The organism is Vibrio sp. 1641, assembly GCF_033339995.1.
Lineage (GTDB): Bacteria > Pseudomonadota > Gammaproteobacteria > Enterobacterales > Vibrionaceae > Vibrio > Vibrio alginolyticus.
This window is the reverse complement of sequence record NZ_JAWOVP010000010.1, coordinates 99,108-114,545: the sequence shown is the minus strand read 5'-3', so window position 1 is coordinate 114,545 and position 15,438 is coordinate 99,108. Positions and strand designations below refer to the sequence as shown.

At 43.9% G+C, this 15,438-nt stretch carries 12 protein-coding genes; 8 read left to right on the top strand and 4 right to left on the bottom strand.

Annotated elements, in window-relative coordinates; translation table 11 throughout:
* The first annotated feature begins 235 nt into the window (after nucleotides 1-235).
* Complete coding sequence (locus R7Z47_RS17990) at nucleotides 236-1,855, top strand: sensor histidine kinase (protein WP_170890282.1); 1,620 nt, start codon at nucleotides 236-238, stop codon at nucleotides 1,853-1,855.
* Nucleotides 1,852-2,538, top strand: coding sequence for a response regulator (locus tag R7Z47_RS17985; protein WP_167415241.1), 687 nt, complete (start codon nucleotides 1,852-1,854; stop codon nucleotides 2,536-2,538). Before R7Z47_RS17990 ends, R7Z47_RS17985 begins: the two co-directional genes overlap by 4 nt.
* Before the next feature lie 91 nt (nucleotides 2,539-2,629).
* Here the strand turns inward: R7Z47_RS17985 and R7Z47_RS17980 are convergent, their stop codons facing one another.
* Together R7Z47_RS17980 and R7Z47_RS17975 are read right to left on the bottom strand one after the other, a co-directional pair.
* On the bottom strand, nucleotides 2,630-4,765 hold the full coding sequence (locus R7Z47_RS17980) for a TonB-dependent siderophore receptor (RefSeq protein WP_170890281.1): 2,136 nt from the start codon (nucleotides 4,763-4,765) through the stop codon (nucleotides 2,630-2,632).
* 99 nt (nucleotides 4,766-4,864) lie between these two features.
* Nucleotides 4,865-5,830, bottom strand: coding sequence for a helix-turn-helix domain-containing protein (locus R7Z47_RS17975; protein WP_033906176.1), 966 nt, complete (start codon nucleotides 5,828-5,830; stop codon nucleotides 4,865-4,867).
* A gap of 537 nt (nucleotides 5,831-6,367) precedes the next feature.
* Here R7Z47_RS17975 and zwf point away from each other — a divergent pair.
* The 4 genes from zwf to R7Z47_RS17955 all read left to right on the top strand — a co-directional run bounded on the left by zwf (nucleotide 6,368) and on the right by R7Z47_RS17955 (nucleotide 10,824).
* A complete protein-coding gene (zwf, locus tag R7Z47_RS17970) occupies nucleotides 6,368-7,870 on the top strand; it encodes a glucose-6-phosphate dehydrogenase (RefSeq protein WP_017634563.1) in 1,503 nt (500 codons plus the stop codon).
* On the top strand, nucleotides 7,867-8,583 hold the full coding sequence (gene pgl / locus R7Z47_RS17965; RefSeq protein WP_017634562.1) for a 6-phosphogluconolactonase: 717 nt from the start codon (nucleotides 7,867-7,869) through the stop codon (nucleotides 8,581-8,583). The genes zwf and pgl overlap by 4 nt, the downstream gene beginning before the upstream one ends.
* 38 nt (nucleotides 8,584-8,621) lie before the next feature.
* A complete protein-coding gene (gnd, locus tag R7Z47_RS17960) occupies nucleotides 8,622-10,070 on the top strand; it encodes a decarboxylating NADP(+)-dependent phosphogluconate dehydrogenase (protein WP_005377160.1) in 1,449 nt (482 codons plus the stop codon).
* 226 nt (nucleotides 10,071-10,296) lie between these two features.
* Nucleotides 10,297-10,824 (top strand): hypothetical protein, encoded by a 528-nt coding sequence (locus R7Z47_RS17955; RefSeq protein ID WP_033906174.1) that lies wholly within the window; start codon nucleotides 10,297-10,299, stop codon nucleotides 10,822-10,824.
* A gap of 10 nt (nucleotides 10,825-10,834) precedes the next feature.
* Here the strand turns inward: R7Z47_RS17955 and R7Z47_RS17950 are convergent, their stop codons facing one another.
* The gene (locus tag R7Z47_RS17950) at nucleotides 10,835-11,038 is read right to left on the bottom strand and encodes a hypothetical protein (protein WP_005377162.1); all 204 of its coding nucleotides are present in this window, start codon (nucleotides 11,036-11,038) and stop codon (nucleotides 10,835-10,837) included.
* 578 nt (nucleotides 11,039-11,616) lie between these two features.
* On the opposite strand from R7Z47_RS17950, the gene R7Z47_RS17945 reads away from it, so the two are divergent.
* Nucleotides 11,617-11,754, top strand: a complete 138-nt coding sequence (locus R7Z47_RS17945; RefSeq protein WP_005377165.1) for a hypothetical protein — start codon at nucleotides 11,617-11,619, stop codon at nucleotides 11,752-11,754.
* A 61-nt stretch (nucleotides 11,755-11,815) separates the two neighbouring features.
* Here the strand turns inward: R7Z47_RS17945 and R7Z47_RS17940 are convergent, their stop codons facing one another.
* The gene (locus R7Z47_RS17940) at nucleotides 11,816-13,582 is read right to left on the bottom strand and encodes a sigma-54-dependent Fis family transcriptional regulator (protein WP_318130352.1); all 1,767 of its coding nucleotides are present in this window, start codon (nucleotides 13,580-13,582) and stop codon (nucleotides 11,816-11,818) included.
* Nucleotides 13,583-13,821: 239 nt separating this feature from the next.
* Between R7Z47_RS17940 and R7Z47_RS17935 the strand changes: the two genes are divergently transcribed.
* Complete coding sequence (locus R7Z47_RS17935) at nucleotides 13,822-15,342, top strand: aldehyde dehydrogenase family protein (RefSeq protein WP_005377169.1); 1,521 nt, start codon at nucleotides 13,822-13,824, stop codon at nucleotides 15,340-15,342.
* The last annotated feature ends 96 nt before the right edge of the window (nucleotides 15,343-15,438 follow it).

Genomic DNA, 15,438 nt, shown 5'->3' with positions numbered 1-15,438 from the left:
TAAAATCGATGTGATCGCGATCATGATTTTAAGGGCAATTTATGTATGGAATTGAGTATCAGAGAGGAATGCTAAATTTGGTGAATGGTTGTAATTTTATGTTTCAGCTCGTCGATTAATTAACCGTAAACTCTGCGGTTTGTTTGCCTTCCTCACAGATTTATCACCGCGACAACGTCATGCTGTTAACTGAGTGTTAACGTTACGCTCAAGAGTGAATCACAAGGATGTATCAATGAGTTGGAAAACCATCAGCTTTCGTAAGCGGATGCTCATTATTATGACGCTATCGGGGTTGATAGAGCTGTTATTGCTTGTCGCCGCGGGGTTCACTTATCTCAAAATCAATCAAGAGCAAGAAATGGGAGAAAAAGCACTGGGTGTTGCCCGTTTTTTAGCGGACTCAGCGGTTGTTCGTGAAATGATCGAAACCCAAAACCCCCAGCCATACCAACTTCGCTTTCGAGAATTAACCGAAGCCATAGGTGCTGCATTCATCGTTATTGGCGACCATAAGGGAGTACGCTTAATCCACCCTGTTGATGAGCGGTTGGGCAAGCCAATGAGAGGTGGCGACAATCGTCGAGCGCTAGAACGGGGATTGTCTTATGTTTCGACGGCACAGGGCTCGTTAGGTTATTCAGTTCGTGGTAAAGCTGCGATTTTTGACGAGCAAGGGAACATCATTGGTGTGGTTTCGGTTGGCTATTTGCTCGACCGACTGCAAGACCGCATCGAACCATTTTTGGCCTTTTTGATTTTAATGGTCATCGTAGTTGTCGTCGCTAATGCCATTGTATCCAATTATGCGTCGAGAAAGTTTCAGCGCGCCATTTTAGGCTTTGAGCCTGAAGAGATAGGGCGGTTGTACGGCGAATTAGAAGTGACGATGAGCACCATCAAAGAGGGCGTGTTAAGCATTGATGCCCAAGGGATACTTCGCTCGATAAATCGTAGTGCCTGCCAGATTCTCGGTATTGATAGAGAATCAGCGCTCAATAAACCTTTGACTGACACGCTGCGTGATAGCGATCTATATACAGTATTAGAAAGCGGGCAGGAAGATCATGATATTGAAATATTCCTTAATCATAAGCGCCTGATTGCAAATCGCTCTCCAATTTATGTTGATGGAAAAATCGTGGGGGCGGTATCGAGTTTCCGTTTAAGGGATGAAATTAATGATCTAACCGAGCAGCTATCACAAACCAAGGAATATGCAGATTTGTTACGTTCGCAAACCCATGAGCATCGAAATAAGCTCAACACCATTAGTGGGCTAGTACAAATGGGTGAGCTTGATGCGGTGCAAAAGTTAATTGGACAAGAAACCGCACACTATCAAGCAATGATTGAGTTTTTAAGAGATACCGTTAAGGACCCGCTAATTGCAGGTATGTTGCTTGGAAAAACTGAACGTGCTCGCGAGTTAGGCTTACAACTGGTGGTTGAGGAAGGCAGTCGTCTGGAGCCCCTACCTGAGTGGCTAAATTCGGAAGACCTTGTCACAATTTTGGGTAATTTGATTGATAACGCTTTCGATGCCACGTTAACTTCAATTCGCGATGAATCAAATGTTGCGTCAGAACGCAGAAACATTGATGTGTCCGTTAGCGATTACGGAAATGAAGTGATACTTGAGGTGATAGATCATGGCTGTGGCCTCCCAAAAACAGTGGATCCACAAACATTATTTACAAAAGGCGTTTCGACGAAATCTCGTCAAAATCGAGGTGTTGGGTTACACCTTGTCAATCAGCTTGCTACTCGATATCACGGCCATGTTGAGATGATACCCAATACAAATTATGGGACAAGAATAACGGTGTACTTACCCAAGGAAGAACAAATATGAGTATGGCGACTCGCGTAATGATCATTGAAGATGATCTGGCTATTGCTGAGCTGCACCACAAATACTTAAGCCAACTGACAGGTTTGGAAGTGGTTGGAATTGCGACCACGAGAATGGAAGCAGAAATGCAACTCGACATTCTTAAGCCAGATTTACTATTGATGGATGTCTATCTTCCCGATGGCACAGGGCTTGAGATACTAAATACACTGCGTGCAAGTAACCAAACGTGTGATGTCATTTTGATTACAGCCGCAAGGGATGTCGATACGTTACAACAGGCGATGAGGGGTGGCGTTGTCGATTACCTGTTAAAACCAGTGATGTTTCCACGTTTAGATGCCGCACTGAAAAAGTATGTGTCCCAACGCCAACAACTAGACATCGTAGAGAGTTTGGATCAGAACCTCGTTGATAAAATGCTGCAGTCTCACGCCAATCAAGACAACTTGCCGAACCGATTACCAAAAGGGATTGATGGTGTAACCCTAGACAAGATCAGAGAGTTGTTCCCAAATGGCAGTGTGCTGACCGCTGATGAGGCAGGTGAAAAAATCGGAGTGAGCCGAACAACCGCTAGACGTTATCTTGAGTTTCTTATCAGTACTGGTGAACTAGAGGCTGATTTAAACTATGGGTCGGTAGGTAGGCCAGAAAGGTGCTATAAAAAAGTGACACGGTAGCGTTTATATTGATGCTCTATGCAAAATAAAAAGCGATGGCTTGTTTTAGAAACCATCGCTTTACAAATTACTGCTGTTCCGTTCTAAGAGGCTAGAAGTTGTATTCTAACATCGCTTCGATAGAGCGCTCAGCGCCAAACCAACAGTTATTTTTGTCGTAACAAGAATAGTATTCTTTATCGAATAGATTGCTTGCAGAAAGCGTGACGCTAGCCCCTTTCATTGATTCAGATACCGTTGAGAAATCGTAACTTGCTGCTAAATCAAACAAGGTGTAGTCCGGTACTTTTTGACTATTCTGTGCATCAATTTGTGCTTCCCCGACATAGCGAACGCCAGCACTGGTACGAAGGCCTGAAAGATTTCCTTCAAAGAAGTAATTTGCCCATAGAGAAGCCGTTTGCTCAGGTACCCAAACCGGCGTTTTACCTTCTTGGTTGTAATAACTGTCCTCGGTAATCTCCATATCGGTATATGTATAGCCTAGAGTGAAATCAGCTTGTGCTGTAACTTGCCATTTTGCCTCAAGTTCAATACCTTGTGATACCACTTCGCCCGCTTGATAGTTCGGTGCATAAGGATTATTCGGATCGGTCAAGATCGCGTTTTTCTTCGTAATATGGAAGAGTGCTAAGTTACCTGAGATATCACCAGATAATGGGGCGTATTTAAAGCCTAACTCCCATTGATGACCGGTTGATGGCTCAAATGCTTTACCAGAAGAGTCGGCACCCGCAATTGGCTCAAAACTTTCCGAGTAAGTAAGGTATGGCGAGAGACCAAAGTCTAGCTCATACAAACCACCGACTCGGAAAGATACGTTGGTATCGTCTAACTCTTCCTTGCTCTTGGATACTGTTCCTAGATAATCGCTAACGGCGTCTGTATTTGAATCGTATTTATCCCAACGAAGACCTGCAATCATTACAAGTTGGTCGTAACGAACTTGATCTTGGAAATAAACGCCAATCTGCTTCGTTTTGATATCCAAGTTTTGTTTGTATTGGAAATTCAGTGCATTACGATCAATGCTGTTGTGGTCAGGATTAAAAATGTCCTGAGTTAGCGAATACCCAAGCGTGTCTTTGTATTTTACATCTGAATCTAGATACTGATAATCAAGCCCGAACAATAAGTTATGTTCAAAATTTCCTGTTTTAACGTAGCCCGATAGTTGGTTGTCAATCACAAAGGATTTGGACTTTTCATCGGTTAAATAGGCATTTCGACCAACGGTACGGTTATCCGCTTCAAGTGCACCGTTATATGTGTTTTCCTGATAGGCATCGGCGGTCATGTAGCGGGCATTCTGTAGAAATTGCCAATTGTTGTTAAAGTCGTGTTGGACTTTGTAACCCATCATCAGAACTTCGCGTTCGTAAGTGTTCCAGTCCTCATCCCCCAAATAGGTGCTTGGTGACATCGAGCCAAGTGGGTTTTTAATCACTGAGCCAGATGCAGGCACAGTCGTGTAGATACCTGCTGATGGATCATTTTGATAGTAAACATTCACGTTCACTAATGTGCTTTCTGTCGCTTGCCAATTGAAAGATGGGGCGAGTACATAACGTTCGTCTTCAGACGTATCGGCTTGACCATCTCGCTGTTTTGCCAGGCCGACGATACGGTAATCAACATTAGAATCACCAATTTGTCCTGTGGTGTCGAACGTCAGTTCTTTTAGGCTGTTAGTCCCTGTACTAATCGAGACAGAGTGCGAGGGTGTTGACTGAGGCGCCTTGGCGATAATGTTGACCATACCTCCTGGTGGAATATTGCCGTAAAGAACAGACGTTGGCCCTTTAAAAACCTCGATTTGCTCAAGAGCAACGGAATCGACCTGCGGTTGAAGGTTCCAACCGTTGTACAGCAAAGGAAGACCATCATAAAAGTTGGTGTAGTTAATAAAACCACGAATATTGAATAGGTCAAGTCGGGAAACGGCACCACCACGCAATTCTGTATTTACGCCAGGCGCATAACGCAATGCTTCGCTCACCGAGTTTACGCCGCGTAGGTCCATGTCATCTTTAGTGATTACCGTGATCGCTTGCGGTGTTTCCTCCGGTTCTAAAACGGTTTTAGTTGCGGTGTTTCGGTATGTTTCTCCTAGCACCGTAATCGTTTCGTGTTGGGATATGCTCTCAGTTGCATTGGCGTGGCCAGCGAGCAATGCGGATACGACGATAGCAACCGCTGAACGATGAAATCGAATCGGACTTTCCATATTTATAAATTCCACTACTTTTTCTATTTATTGATAATGATTGTTATTTGTATTCTATATTCAAAGAAATAGGAAAAGTTAACAATTTGGTGCAAAACACTAATCTTTGGAACTTATTCTTCTGTTCTTAGGTTTTAAAGATAGCGCGTCGTTTGGCTCGACAGGAATCCAATACTGCATTTGTGCTTGTTCGCTATCAACATCATAACCTTCTGGATAAAGCTCTAACTCATAACCATCGATAGCATGATAATTAGAGTAGGGTAGCCAATGTAAAATAAACCATTCTAGCGTTGAGGCGAGCTCTGATGCTTTGCCTATGTGTGTAATGACGGCGTAGGTTTGCTCAGGAACAGCCAAGAGGTCTAACCCCGAGTTGGAAGAGTTCGTTGATCTTGGTGCGTTTGCTGTTGGACTGCACTCATAACCTGCCCAATACTCAAGTTGTTGGTTGTTTGAATACGCTTGAGTCACATCAATCACGCCAAAGTAACTACTTTCCGAATTGTTAAGGTTTTCAGATGAATAAAGACGTGACCAAAGTGACGGTACTTTGGATTGGAAATCGGGCGTAGCGGAAAACAATCCGTGAATAGGTTCATGATAACCAGCAAGTTCAAAAGCCGGTTTTGTTTCTATTCGAACTTCAATAAAGCGCTGATGTTTTTTCTCTTCTTCTGGTGTCTTACGCAGCGTCAAAGGTTGCCTCAACCCGGAGAGTTGTTGCGTTTTTCGATATTCGCGGGGGCTTTTTGAAAACATATTCCTGAACGCACGGCTAAATGCGTGTTCAGATGTAAATCCCATTTCTATCGCTATATCTAACGAGCGGTCAGAAGTATGGATTAAGCGCTCAGCCGCAAGGCTAAGTTTAAGCTCTCTGATGTAGTGAGCGACGGATACGCCAGTGTGTTGTTGAAATACGCGTTGCAGTTGCCAGCGCGACCAACAACTTGCTTTCGATATTTCATCTACGCTCAGAGTGCTGTCTAAGTTGGTGTGAATGTAGTCAAGCACCGATTGTATTCGGTTTATGGGATGTGGGTTAATGGCGCTTGATTTCATGGCGTTCTACTTTCACATTAATAGTGATTTCATTATCTTTAATTGAGTATCATTATCAATAGGATGATGAAATAAAAAGTAAGTAACACAGATCACGATAAAACTGTAATGGATTGCAAGGATGAGTAATTATTGTCCATATTAGAGTTTTTGCTTAAATTTTGGAGCGTTCAGATGAAACTTTTTTTATCAATAAAATACAATCGCTTATGACGTTTTGTGCAACTTATTTAAACGTTTGCACTGGCAAGTGTTGATGTAAATCAAATAGTCGTAGACAATATTGCCCCGTGTCGGACTCTCCTCCAGCGAGTACAGTGTGTACTTTTGAGACATAAGTGACTTAAATGACCTCAATACGTCGTGTTTCCAAGAATCGGAAATGCAACTTCTTGAGGTTCTTTGGGCCCATAGACTTTACCTATCAACGTAATAGGTAAGACCAATTTTCTATTTTGAGGTGCCATTGATAGGGTTGGCTCATTCTCTAGCCGTATCCGGGCACACAATAAGTACCTCGTTTTTAAGGGAAAGATGATGGTAATACCAGAAAACAGCAGCATCGTTATTTTTGGTGCTTCAGGTGACCTTACGTACCGTAAGCTCATTCCTGCTTTATACCACCTCTACGCGAACAAGCAGCTTCCAGAGAATTTTGCCATTCTGGGTGTAAGTCGCACTGAATACAGTGATGAGTCTTACCGCGCGAAGCTGAAAAAATCGCTTCAGGAAATGGAAAAGACTGAGCCAGAAACGCTTGATGCATTTATTAACCATCTGCACTACCAAGCAATTAATACTTCTGACACACAAGATTACGGTAAGCTATCTTCTCGCTTAGACCAACTTGCGGACGAATATCAATTCGAGCAACGCAATACGCTTTTTTACTTAGCAACCCCACCAAGTTTATACAGTGTGATCCCTGCAAGTCTTGCAGCACATGGTCTTAACAGTGAAGAGGATGGCTGGAAACGCCTGATCATTGAGAAACCATTCGGCTATGATCTTGAATCGGCGCGTATTCTGGACAAAGAAATTCACGAGCACTTCCAAGAGCATCAAATCTACCGAATTGACCATTACTTAGGTAAAGAAACGGTACAAAACCTACTTGTGCTTCGTTTCTCTAATGCGATGTTTGAGCCGCTTTGGAACCGTAACTTCATTGATTACGTTGAAATCACAGGCGCAGAATTCCTTGGCGTAGAGGAGCGTGGTGGTTACTACGACAACTCTGGCGCTGTGCGCGACATGTTCCAAAACCACTTGCTACAAGTATTAGCAATGGTAGGTATGGAACCACCAGCGCAAATCAATGCAGACTCGATGCGTGATGAAGTGGTAAAAGTGCTTCAATGCTTAAAGCCATTAGACGAAAACGCTCTGCGCAATGACCTAGTATTAGGCCAATACACGGCGTCTGAAGTTCGTGGGCAAAGCCTACGCGGCTACCGTGAAGAGCCGGGAGTTGCAGACGATTCTCGTACAGAGACTTACATCGGTTTGAAAGCGTACATCAACAACTGGCGTTGGAATGGCGTGCCATTTTACGTGCGTACTGGTAAGCGTCTTCCAACACGCGTTACTGAGGTGGTTATCCACTTTAAACAAACACCGCATCCTGTGTTTGGTCAAAACGCACCAGAAAACAAGCTGATCATTCGTATTCAACCAGACGAAGGCATTCAAATGAGCTTTGGCTTGAAAGAGCCAGGCGCAGGCTTTGAAGCGAAGGAAGTGAAAATGAACTTCCATTACGCTGACCTGCAAGAAACGCAAATGCTAACGGCATACGAGCGTCTTCTACTTGATGCTTTGAATGGTGATGCTACGCTATTTGCACGTAGTGATGCGGTGGAAGCGTGCTGGCAATACGTACAGCCAATCTTAGATTTTAAGCAAGATCCACAATCCCTCTTCGGGTACGCATGCGGCACTTGGGGACCTAAAGAGTCAGATGACTTGTTACAGCGTGATGGCCGCGCTTGGCGTTTCCCATGTAAAAACTTAACAGATACGGATTACTGTGAACTATGATCAACCATAAGATCTACCAAACAGCAGAACAGGTAGTTGAAAGCCTAGCTAACGATATGAAAGCGTTTAGCGAAATGGGCAGACCTGTTCACATCTCTCTTTCTGGCGGCAGCACTCCTAAAATGCTGTTTAAACTACTGGCTTCAGAGGCTTACGCAACCTCCATTCAATGGGAAAACCTCCACTTTTGGTGGGGTGACGAACGTTGTGTTGCCCCTGACGATGCAGAAAGCAACTACGGTGAAGCGAACACGTTGTTGTTTAGCCAAGTAAATATTCCTGCAGAAAACATTCACCGCATCCGTGGCGAAGATGAGCCTAAAGCAGAAGCCGAGCGTTTTGCAAAAGAGATGGCAGAGGTGATCCCGAGTGAAAACGGCACACCTGTGTTTGACTGGATCTTATTAGGCGTTGGTGCAGATGGTCATACAGCTTCTCTGTTCCCTGGCCAAACGAATTATGATGATGCGAACCTATCTCTTGTGGCGTCGCATCCTGAATCGGGCCAACTTCGTGTGTCGAAAACCGCACGCGTATTAGAAGCAGCGAAACGTATTAGTTACTTAGTGCTTGGTGCAGGAAAAGCGGACATTGTTGAAGAAATTAACAGTTCACCAGCACACGCACTGCCATACCCAGCGGCTAAGATTCAAGCGAAATCGGGCCTAACGGAATGGTATTTAGATTTAGACGCGGCGGCAAAAATTGCTTAAGACGCTGCTCGTCGATGAAATAAAATTGGAGAGAAACAATGAAAGGTGATATCGGTGTAATTGGCCTAGCAGTAATGGGTCAAAACCTTATCCTAAACATGAACGATCACGGCTTTAAAGTGGTTGCTCACAACCGTACTGCTGCTAAAGTAGACGAGTTCCTGGAAGGTCCAGCAAAAGGCACGAACATCATCGGAGCATACTCTCTAGAAGAACTAGTAGAGAAGCTAGAAACGCCGCGTAAAGTAATGTTGATGGTTCGCGCTGGTGACGTTGTAGACAAGTTCATCGAAGCGCTAGTACCTCTGCTAGACAAAGGCGACATCATTATTGACGGTGGTAACACTAACTACCCAGATACAAACCGTCGTGTTGCTGCACTACGTGAAAAAGGTATCCACTTCATCGGTACTGGTGTATCTGGTGGTGAAGAAGGTGCGCGCTTCGGTCCATCTATCATGCCTGGCGGTGCTGCTGAAGCATGGGAAGCGGTTAAGCCTATCTTCCAAGGTATCGCTGCGAAAACTGACGCTGGTGAGCCATGTTGTGACTGGGTTGGTAACGACGGTGCAGGTCACTTCGTTAAGATGGTACACAACGGCATCGAATACGGTGACATGCAGCTTATCACAGAAGCTTACCAGTTCATGAAAGACGGTCTTGGTATGTCTGCAGACGAGATGCAAGCAGTATTCGCTGATTGGAACAAGACTGAGCTAGACAGCTACCTTGTTGAAATCACGGCTGACATTCTTGGCTACAAAGATGAAGACGGTGAGCCTCTCGTTGAAAAGATCCTAGACACAGCAGGCCAAAAAGGTACTGGTAAATGGACTGGTATCAACGCACTAGACCTAGGTATTCCACTAACGCTTATCTCTGAGTCTGTATTCTCTCGTTGTCTATCTGCACTGAAAGACCAACGTGTTGAAGCTGAATCTCTATTCGGTAAGACAATCACTCCAGTTGAAGGCGACAAGCAAGAGTGGGTTGATGCACTACGTCAAGCGCTACTAGCTTCTAAGATCATCTCTTACGCTCAAGGCTTCATGCTAATGCGCGAAGCATCGAACGAGAACGGTTGGGACCTAAACTACGGTAACGTAGCCCTAATGTGGCGTGGTGGTTGTATCATCCGCTCTGCGTTCCTAGGCAACATCCGTGATGCGTACGAAGCGAACCCAGACATCGCATTCCTAGGTTCTGATGAGTACTTCAAAAACATCCTACAAGGCAGCCTAGCAGCATGGCGTAAAGTAGCAGCGAAGTCTCTAGAGTCTGGTATCCCAATGCCATGTACGATTTCTGCACTATCTTTCCTAGACGGTTACACAACAGCTCGTCTACCAGCGAACCTGCTTCAAGCTCAACGTGACTACTTCGGTGCTCACACTTATGAGCGTATTGACCGTCCACGTGGTGAATTCTTCCACACTAACTGGACTGGTACAGGCGGCGACACAGCGTCTACAACTTACGACGTGTAATCGTTTTAAGTAAACCGACTAAATATAAAGATATAAAGGGATGCCCAAGTGGCACCCTTTTTTGTGTCTGTAAGATATTGGTAGATTTAAAAGTTACATTAAACGTTGATTCGTCACGCACTTCTCAGAAATGGGAGAGCATGCATTTGCTAGCAGTTTAATATTTCTCTTCGAAGAGTGAAGCTAAGCAGCTCTCTGTCGTCTCCTCAACTATAAGGTAATAGAAATGACACAACAGAAGCATCCATTTCACACAGCTTTCGTGTTGCTTATGTTCATATTACTGATTACTTACTCTATCTATCGCCTTTATCATCATTTCGTTTTCGAATCTCTACCGCTTCAGCTCAGTAGTGGTTTTCAAGTGCTCTACATTGATGCGTCATATGTTTTAAGTATCGCAAGCTTACTCTTATGCCCTACATTATTGGTCTATATTTTATTTGATCGAATGACTCAGTTAGTCAAAGTGCCGATTAAAGTGATAACTATAACAATTGTCTTGTCCCTTATCGTTGCTATTCCAGGTCAAATTTTTGAATTTGGGCGATTGAAATATATTGCAGAAAGTAATGGTTACTCAGCGTGTCCACCTTTCACAATTGCATCAAGCGGAATGTTTGTAGAAGCTATGGTAAAAGAAGAAAAATACTGTATAGAACCAGAAATTAATCGTATTGGTATGTATGGTTATTTTCACGAACTCGAACGGATTGATAACTATATCAAGTCACACGGAAATGACATCCAATAGAAAAGAGCGCCTAGGCGCTCTTTTCAGTGGTCGTTTTCTTGTTTTGATAAAACCTGTCTTTTAGGTAGAGAATTGCACTGACCACAAGAGCCACTAAAGAAACAGTAAATAGGGCGTACATGCTGAGAATCCATGCGAATGTGGCCGTCAAGAATGCAATGAAGGAAAACATCCTGCTGAAAGACATCACATGGCCAAGTTTGTTACTTTTCATAAACGCCTCCCGATGCTAAGTGGGGATAGACAATTGTGGTCATATGCCACACTTTTAATTGTCTGCTCTTTTGGGGCGTTTCACACAAAAAAGTGGCTAAAGATTTCTCAAAAAAGGTGAAATATTGAACTGGTAGACAAATCGTTAAACTGAGTTGCACAGATATGACTTCGGTTGTCTATCACTTCAAAGTTTTTAACTACGCAGATTAAGGGCATGTAGCGTTATTATTATCGTATTCGAACTCTACGATACACAATTGCAAGTGAACCTACACTCGTAAGCTCATCCCTGTCGTCAGTTACAGTAAAAGCTTTTTTCTCTTTTTAACAATACCTTAGTAACTACGGGCAATTAAACCCGTTTTTCGATCGAAACTCAGATTGCACAAAAGGTGAAAAAGAGTGCTAGGTAAGCCTTTAAACTACGCCTATAATTAGCGCCCACATGGAGGATGTTTATTATATGAACATCCTTTATTTTTTGAAACTAGCAACAAGGATCCAGTAAAACATGTTTTTCTGGTTTTGTTTACGTCGACCAAGAAGGTAATTAACACAGCAAATTGAGGTTCTAAGATGACTCTTAACAAGTACTTTGTTTTCATTCCAGCAGAATTGGAACAGGAAATGCACAAGGACAATCAAGTGATCTCTGAGAAGGAAACTCAACGTCAGGCATTAGTAAAACAGGCACAACAACAAGGCGGCCTGTAAGCTAGGTTTCAAAGAGAAAGAGCACCGCAACGGTGCTCTTTTTATATCTGAGGTCGTAGAATTAACTTAATATGCCAAGGCTTTTCAATTTTCTGTAAATGGTATTTCGGCTCACACCAAGCATACGAGACGTTTTGCTAATGTTCCCCTGGTTGGCTTGATATGTTTTGAGCAACTTATCTTCGACGGTTGCACGCAGTTCTGAAGTTGGTTCAGCCGATGCTGCTCCTTCTTGAGCTTGGCTTAGTTTCTTACTTAGGTGGGCTGGGACGTGTGTGAGTTCCAATATTTCTTCACCTTGCGCCATTAAGGCGGATACTTTGATTAAACTATCGAGTTCACGCAAATTTCCTGGCCATGAGTAAGACAGCATCAGAGAAAGGAGGTGAGGGCAAAGCTGTTGTTCAGATTCGGCGTGACGCCGATGAATGTTCTCAATCAGTTGTCGTTTGTCATCACGTTCCTCAAAGCGAGGTAGCTCAATGATCAAGCCATTAAGGCGATAATACAAATCTTGTCGGAACAATCCTTCGCTGACCAAATGTTCCAGATCTTTATGCGTGGCTGCAATGATTTGCGTATCGACTTGAATGCTTTGGTTGGAACCCACGGGAAGCACGGTTTTATCTTGCAATACATGGAGCAATCGGCTTTGAGCTTCAAAGGGTAAATCTGCGATTTCATCTAGAAACAAAATCCCTTTGTGTGCTTGGCGAATTTTTCCCTGATAGCCTTTGCTGTTTGCGCCAGTAAAGGCACCGGCTACGTAGCCAAATAATTCAGATTCAACCAGATCTTTTGGTAGCGCTCCGCAGTTGACGGAAACTAACGGTCCCGTTTTTCTCTGGCTGTTTTTATGGAGTGCTTTCACAAACTCGTTTTTGCCAACACCAGTCTCTCCGAGAATCAACAAACTGATGTCTTTATCGATGACGCGATTGGCTTGCTGCCAACAGTGCTCAACAGCGGAGTCGCCATAATGAAGATCATTGGACGCCGCTACAGCACGAGACTTGACCTTGCTATCTTTATCGGTAAGCGGTTTTGTTTTGAAAACGAAAGGGTGCTCATTTCCCCGAGTGGATAGAATGTCGTCTAAGGATTGCCCAATGATACTTTTTTGCGCAAAAAGTTGAGAGGCTACTTGATTGTGAGCCAAAACTTGTCCGTCTTCATTTGCAATGATAATTCCTTGCCAACCACTATTCAGTAAACCTTTTTCGCACGCTAAATCCACACGAATATGCCCTTGTGGAATCAAGTTAAGTAGTTGATTCTCCACTTGCTGGACCATGTTTTGTACTAGTACTTGCGTTGAGAAGTCATGTCTCTTTTGCTCGCTCGTAATATCTAATACGCCAATGAGGTTACCAAGATGATCGAAAATAGGATTAGCCGAACAGCTAATAAAACGATGGTGTTGGATAAAGTGCTGATCACCAATAACAGAAACGGGCTTTGCTTCAACCAAGGCTGTACCAATAGCGTTGGTGCCTTTGACCTTTTCTTGCCAGCATGCTCCAGAGCTTAGCGAGATTTCCGTCAACTTCTCACGAAATCTAGGCTGTCCCCAACTGCCGATGATGACACCATCTGAATCCGTCAAAATTAAGCGACTGTCGCTATGAGCAAATAGCTGATTAAACAGAGGGAGCGCAAATTGAGTGACTGCCTCTAGCAAAAAATTGAGTTGGTGACGCCTATCTTGGAGCGTTGCTGGCGTTACTCGAATATCTTCAGGGCGTCGACGCTGTTTTAAACCCGCTTGTTCACTTCTGACCCATGAAGTTGAAAGCCAATTGTTATCGCTAATGTGTTGAAGTTCCATGACTGTACCATTTTGTCACAGTGAGGGTGTGCCATTTTGGAACACTTGAACATTGGTGTTCACACCATACATCCGCTCAAACATCGCTCACTTGGTTTGTTATCGCTTGGTAATCATAGTTTTACATTTAATTAACAACAAGTGTGGCGTAGTTGGCGTGTGACTTGCGTAATGCTCTTTGTGAACAGTGCGATACGACACTGCAATAACACATTGAACGAGAAACAAAAGGAAGAGTTATGATCTATGCACAGCCAGGTAGTGAAAATGCCATTGTTAACTTTAAATCGCATTACGATAACTTTATCGGTGGGGAATGGGTAAAACCAACGGGTGGTGAGTACTTTGACAATATCTCACCAATCAACGGACAAGCGTATTGTAAAGTTGCTCGCTCTGGCGAGGAAGATATTAATTTAGCACTGGATGCCGCGCACAACATCAGAGCAAAATGGGCCAAAACCAGCGTGACAGAACGTTCGAACATCTTGCTGAAAATTGCTGACCGTATTGAGCAGCATCTAGAAGAGCTTGCAGTTGCAGAAACTTGGGAAAACGGCAAACCAGTTCGCGAAACCTTGGCGGCAGATTTACCTTTAGTAGTGGATCACTTCCGTTACTTCGCTGGCTGTATTCGCGCACAAGAAGGCAGTGCGGCAGAACTGGATGAGCACACCGCAAGCTACCACTTCCCAGAACCGATTGGTGTGGTTGGTCAAATTATTCCGTGGAACTTCCCAATGTTGATGGCGGCTTGGAAACTAGCACCGGCACTAGCGGCGGGTTGCTGTGTGGTATTGAAGCCAGCAGAGCAAACCCCAACATCCATTCTGGTTCTGATGGAAAAAATCGGTGACCTTCTTCCTCCTGGTGTCATCAACGTTGTAAACGGATATGGTTCTGAAGCGGGTCAAGCATTAGCAACCAGCAACCGCATTGCGAAACTCGCTTTTACCGGGTCTACGCAAGTTGGCAACCACATTCTGAAATGTGCAGCAGACAACTTGATCCCATCGACAGTTGAGTTAGGTGGTAAATCTCCAAACATCTACTTCTCAGATATCTTCGATTACGAAGATGAGTATCTTGATAAGTGTATCGAAGGTACGTTACTTGGTTTCTTCAACCAAGGTGAAGTTTGTACTTGTCCATCTCGCGTACTGGTTCATGAAGCGATTTATGACAAGTTTGTAGAGAAACTGACGGAACGTGCACAGCTGATTAAACAAGGTAATCCGCTCGATACCGATACTCAAGTTGGTGCTCAGGCTTCTCAAGAACAGTTTGATAAGATTTTAAGTTACCTGGAAATCGGCCGTGAAGAAGGCGCAAAAGTGGTCTTTGGTGGTGGAGTGTCAGAACAGCCAGAGTCTATCAACCAGGGGTACTACATTCAGCCAACCATGTTGGAAGGCCACAACAAGATGCGAATCTTCCAAGAAGAAATCTTTGGCCCAGTGATCGCTATCACCAAATTCAAAGATGAGGCTGAAGCGTTGGAAATCGCAAACGACACTGAATATGGCTTAGGCGCAGGTGTTTGGACACGTGATGCGAACGTTGCATATCGTATGGGCCGTAATATTGAAGCTGGCCGGATCTGGATTAACTGTTACCACGCTTACCCTGCACACGCAGCGTTCGGTGGTTACAAAAAATCGGGTATCGGGCGCGAAACGCACAAGATGATGCTGGATCACTACCAGAATACTAAGAACTTGCTGATTAGCTACAGCATCGACCCGTTAGGCTTCTTCTAGTGAAACTAAGTAATTAATAAAGAAAAAGCAGTATGAATCAAAACCCCGAATCTTCGGGGTTTTTTATTAGCGTGAGCTTGTCGGCTGAAGGTTAAC

Coding starts and splice junctions, on each gene's coding strand:
- R7Z47_RS17935 (WP_005377169.1), top strand. CDS start 13,822: ATGATCTATGCACAGCCAGGTAGTGAAAATGCCATTGTTAACTTTAAA.
- gnd (WP_005377160.1), top strand. CDS start 8,622: ATGAAAGGTGATATCGGTGTAATTGGCCTAGCAGTAATGGGTCAAAAC.
- R7Z47_RS17975 (WP_033906176.1), bottom strand. CDS start 5,830: ATGAAATCAAGCGCCATTAACCCACATCCCATAAACCGAATACAATCG.
- R7Z47_RS17985 (WP_167415241.1), top strand. CDS start 1,852: ATGAGTATGGCGACTCGCGTAATGATCATTGAAGATGATCTGGCTATT.
- R7Z47_RS17945 (WP_005377165.1), top strand. CDS start 11,617: ATGACTCTTAACAAGTACTTTGTTTTCATTCCAGCAGAATTGGAACAG.
- R7Z47_RS17990 (WP_170890282.1), top strand. CDS start 236: ATGAGTTGGAAAACCATCAGCTTTCGTAAGCGGATGCTCATTATTATG.
- R7Z47_RS17955 (WP_033906174.1), top strand. CDS start 10,297: ATGACACAACAGAAGCATCCATTTCACACAGCTTTCGTGTTGCTTATG.
- R7Z47_RS17980 (WP_170890281.1), bottom strand. CDS start 4,765: ATGGAAAGTCCGATTCGATTTCATCGTTCAGCGGTTGCTATCGTCGTA.
- pgl (WP_017634562.1), top strand. CDS start 7,867: ATGATCAACCATAAGATCTACCAAACAGCAGAACAGGTAGTTGAAAGC.
- zwf (WP_017634563.1), top strand. CDS start 6,368: ATGGTAATACCAGAAAACAGCAGCATCGTTATTTTTGGTGCTTCAGGT.
- R7Z47_RS17940 (WP_318130352.1), bottom strand. CDS start 13,582: ATGGAACTTCAACACATTAGCGATAACAATTGGCTTTCAACTTCATGG.
- R7Z47_RS17950 (WP_005377162.1), bottom strand. CDS start 11,038: ATGAAAAGTAACAAACTTGGCCATGTGATGTCTTTCAGCAGGATGTTT.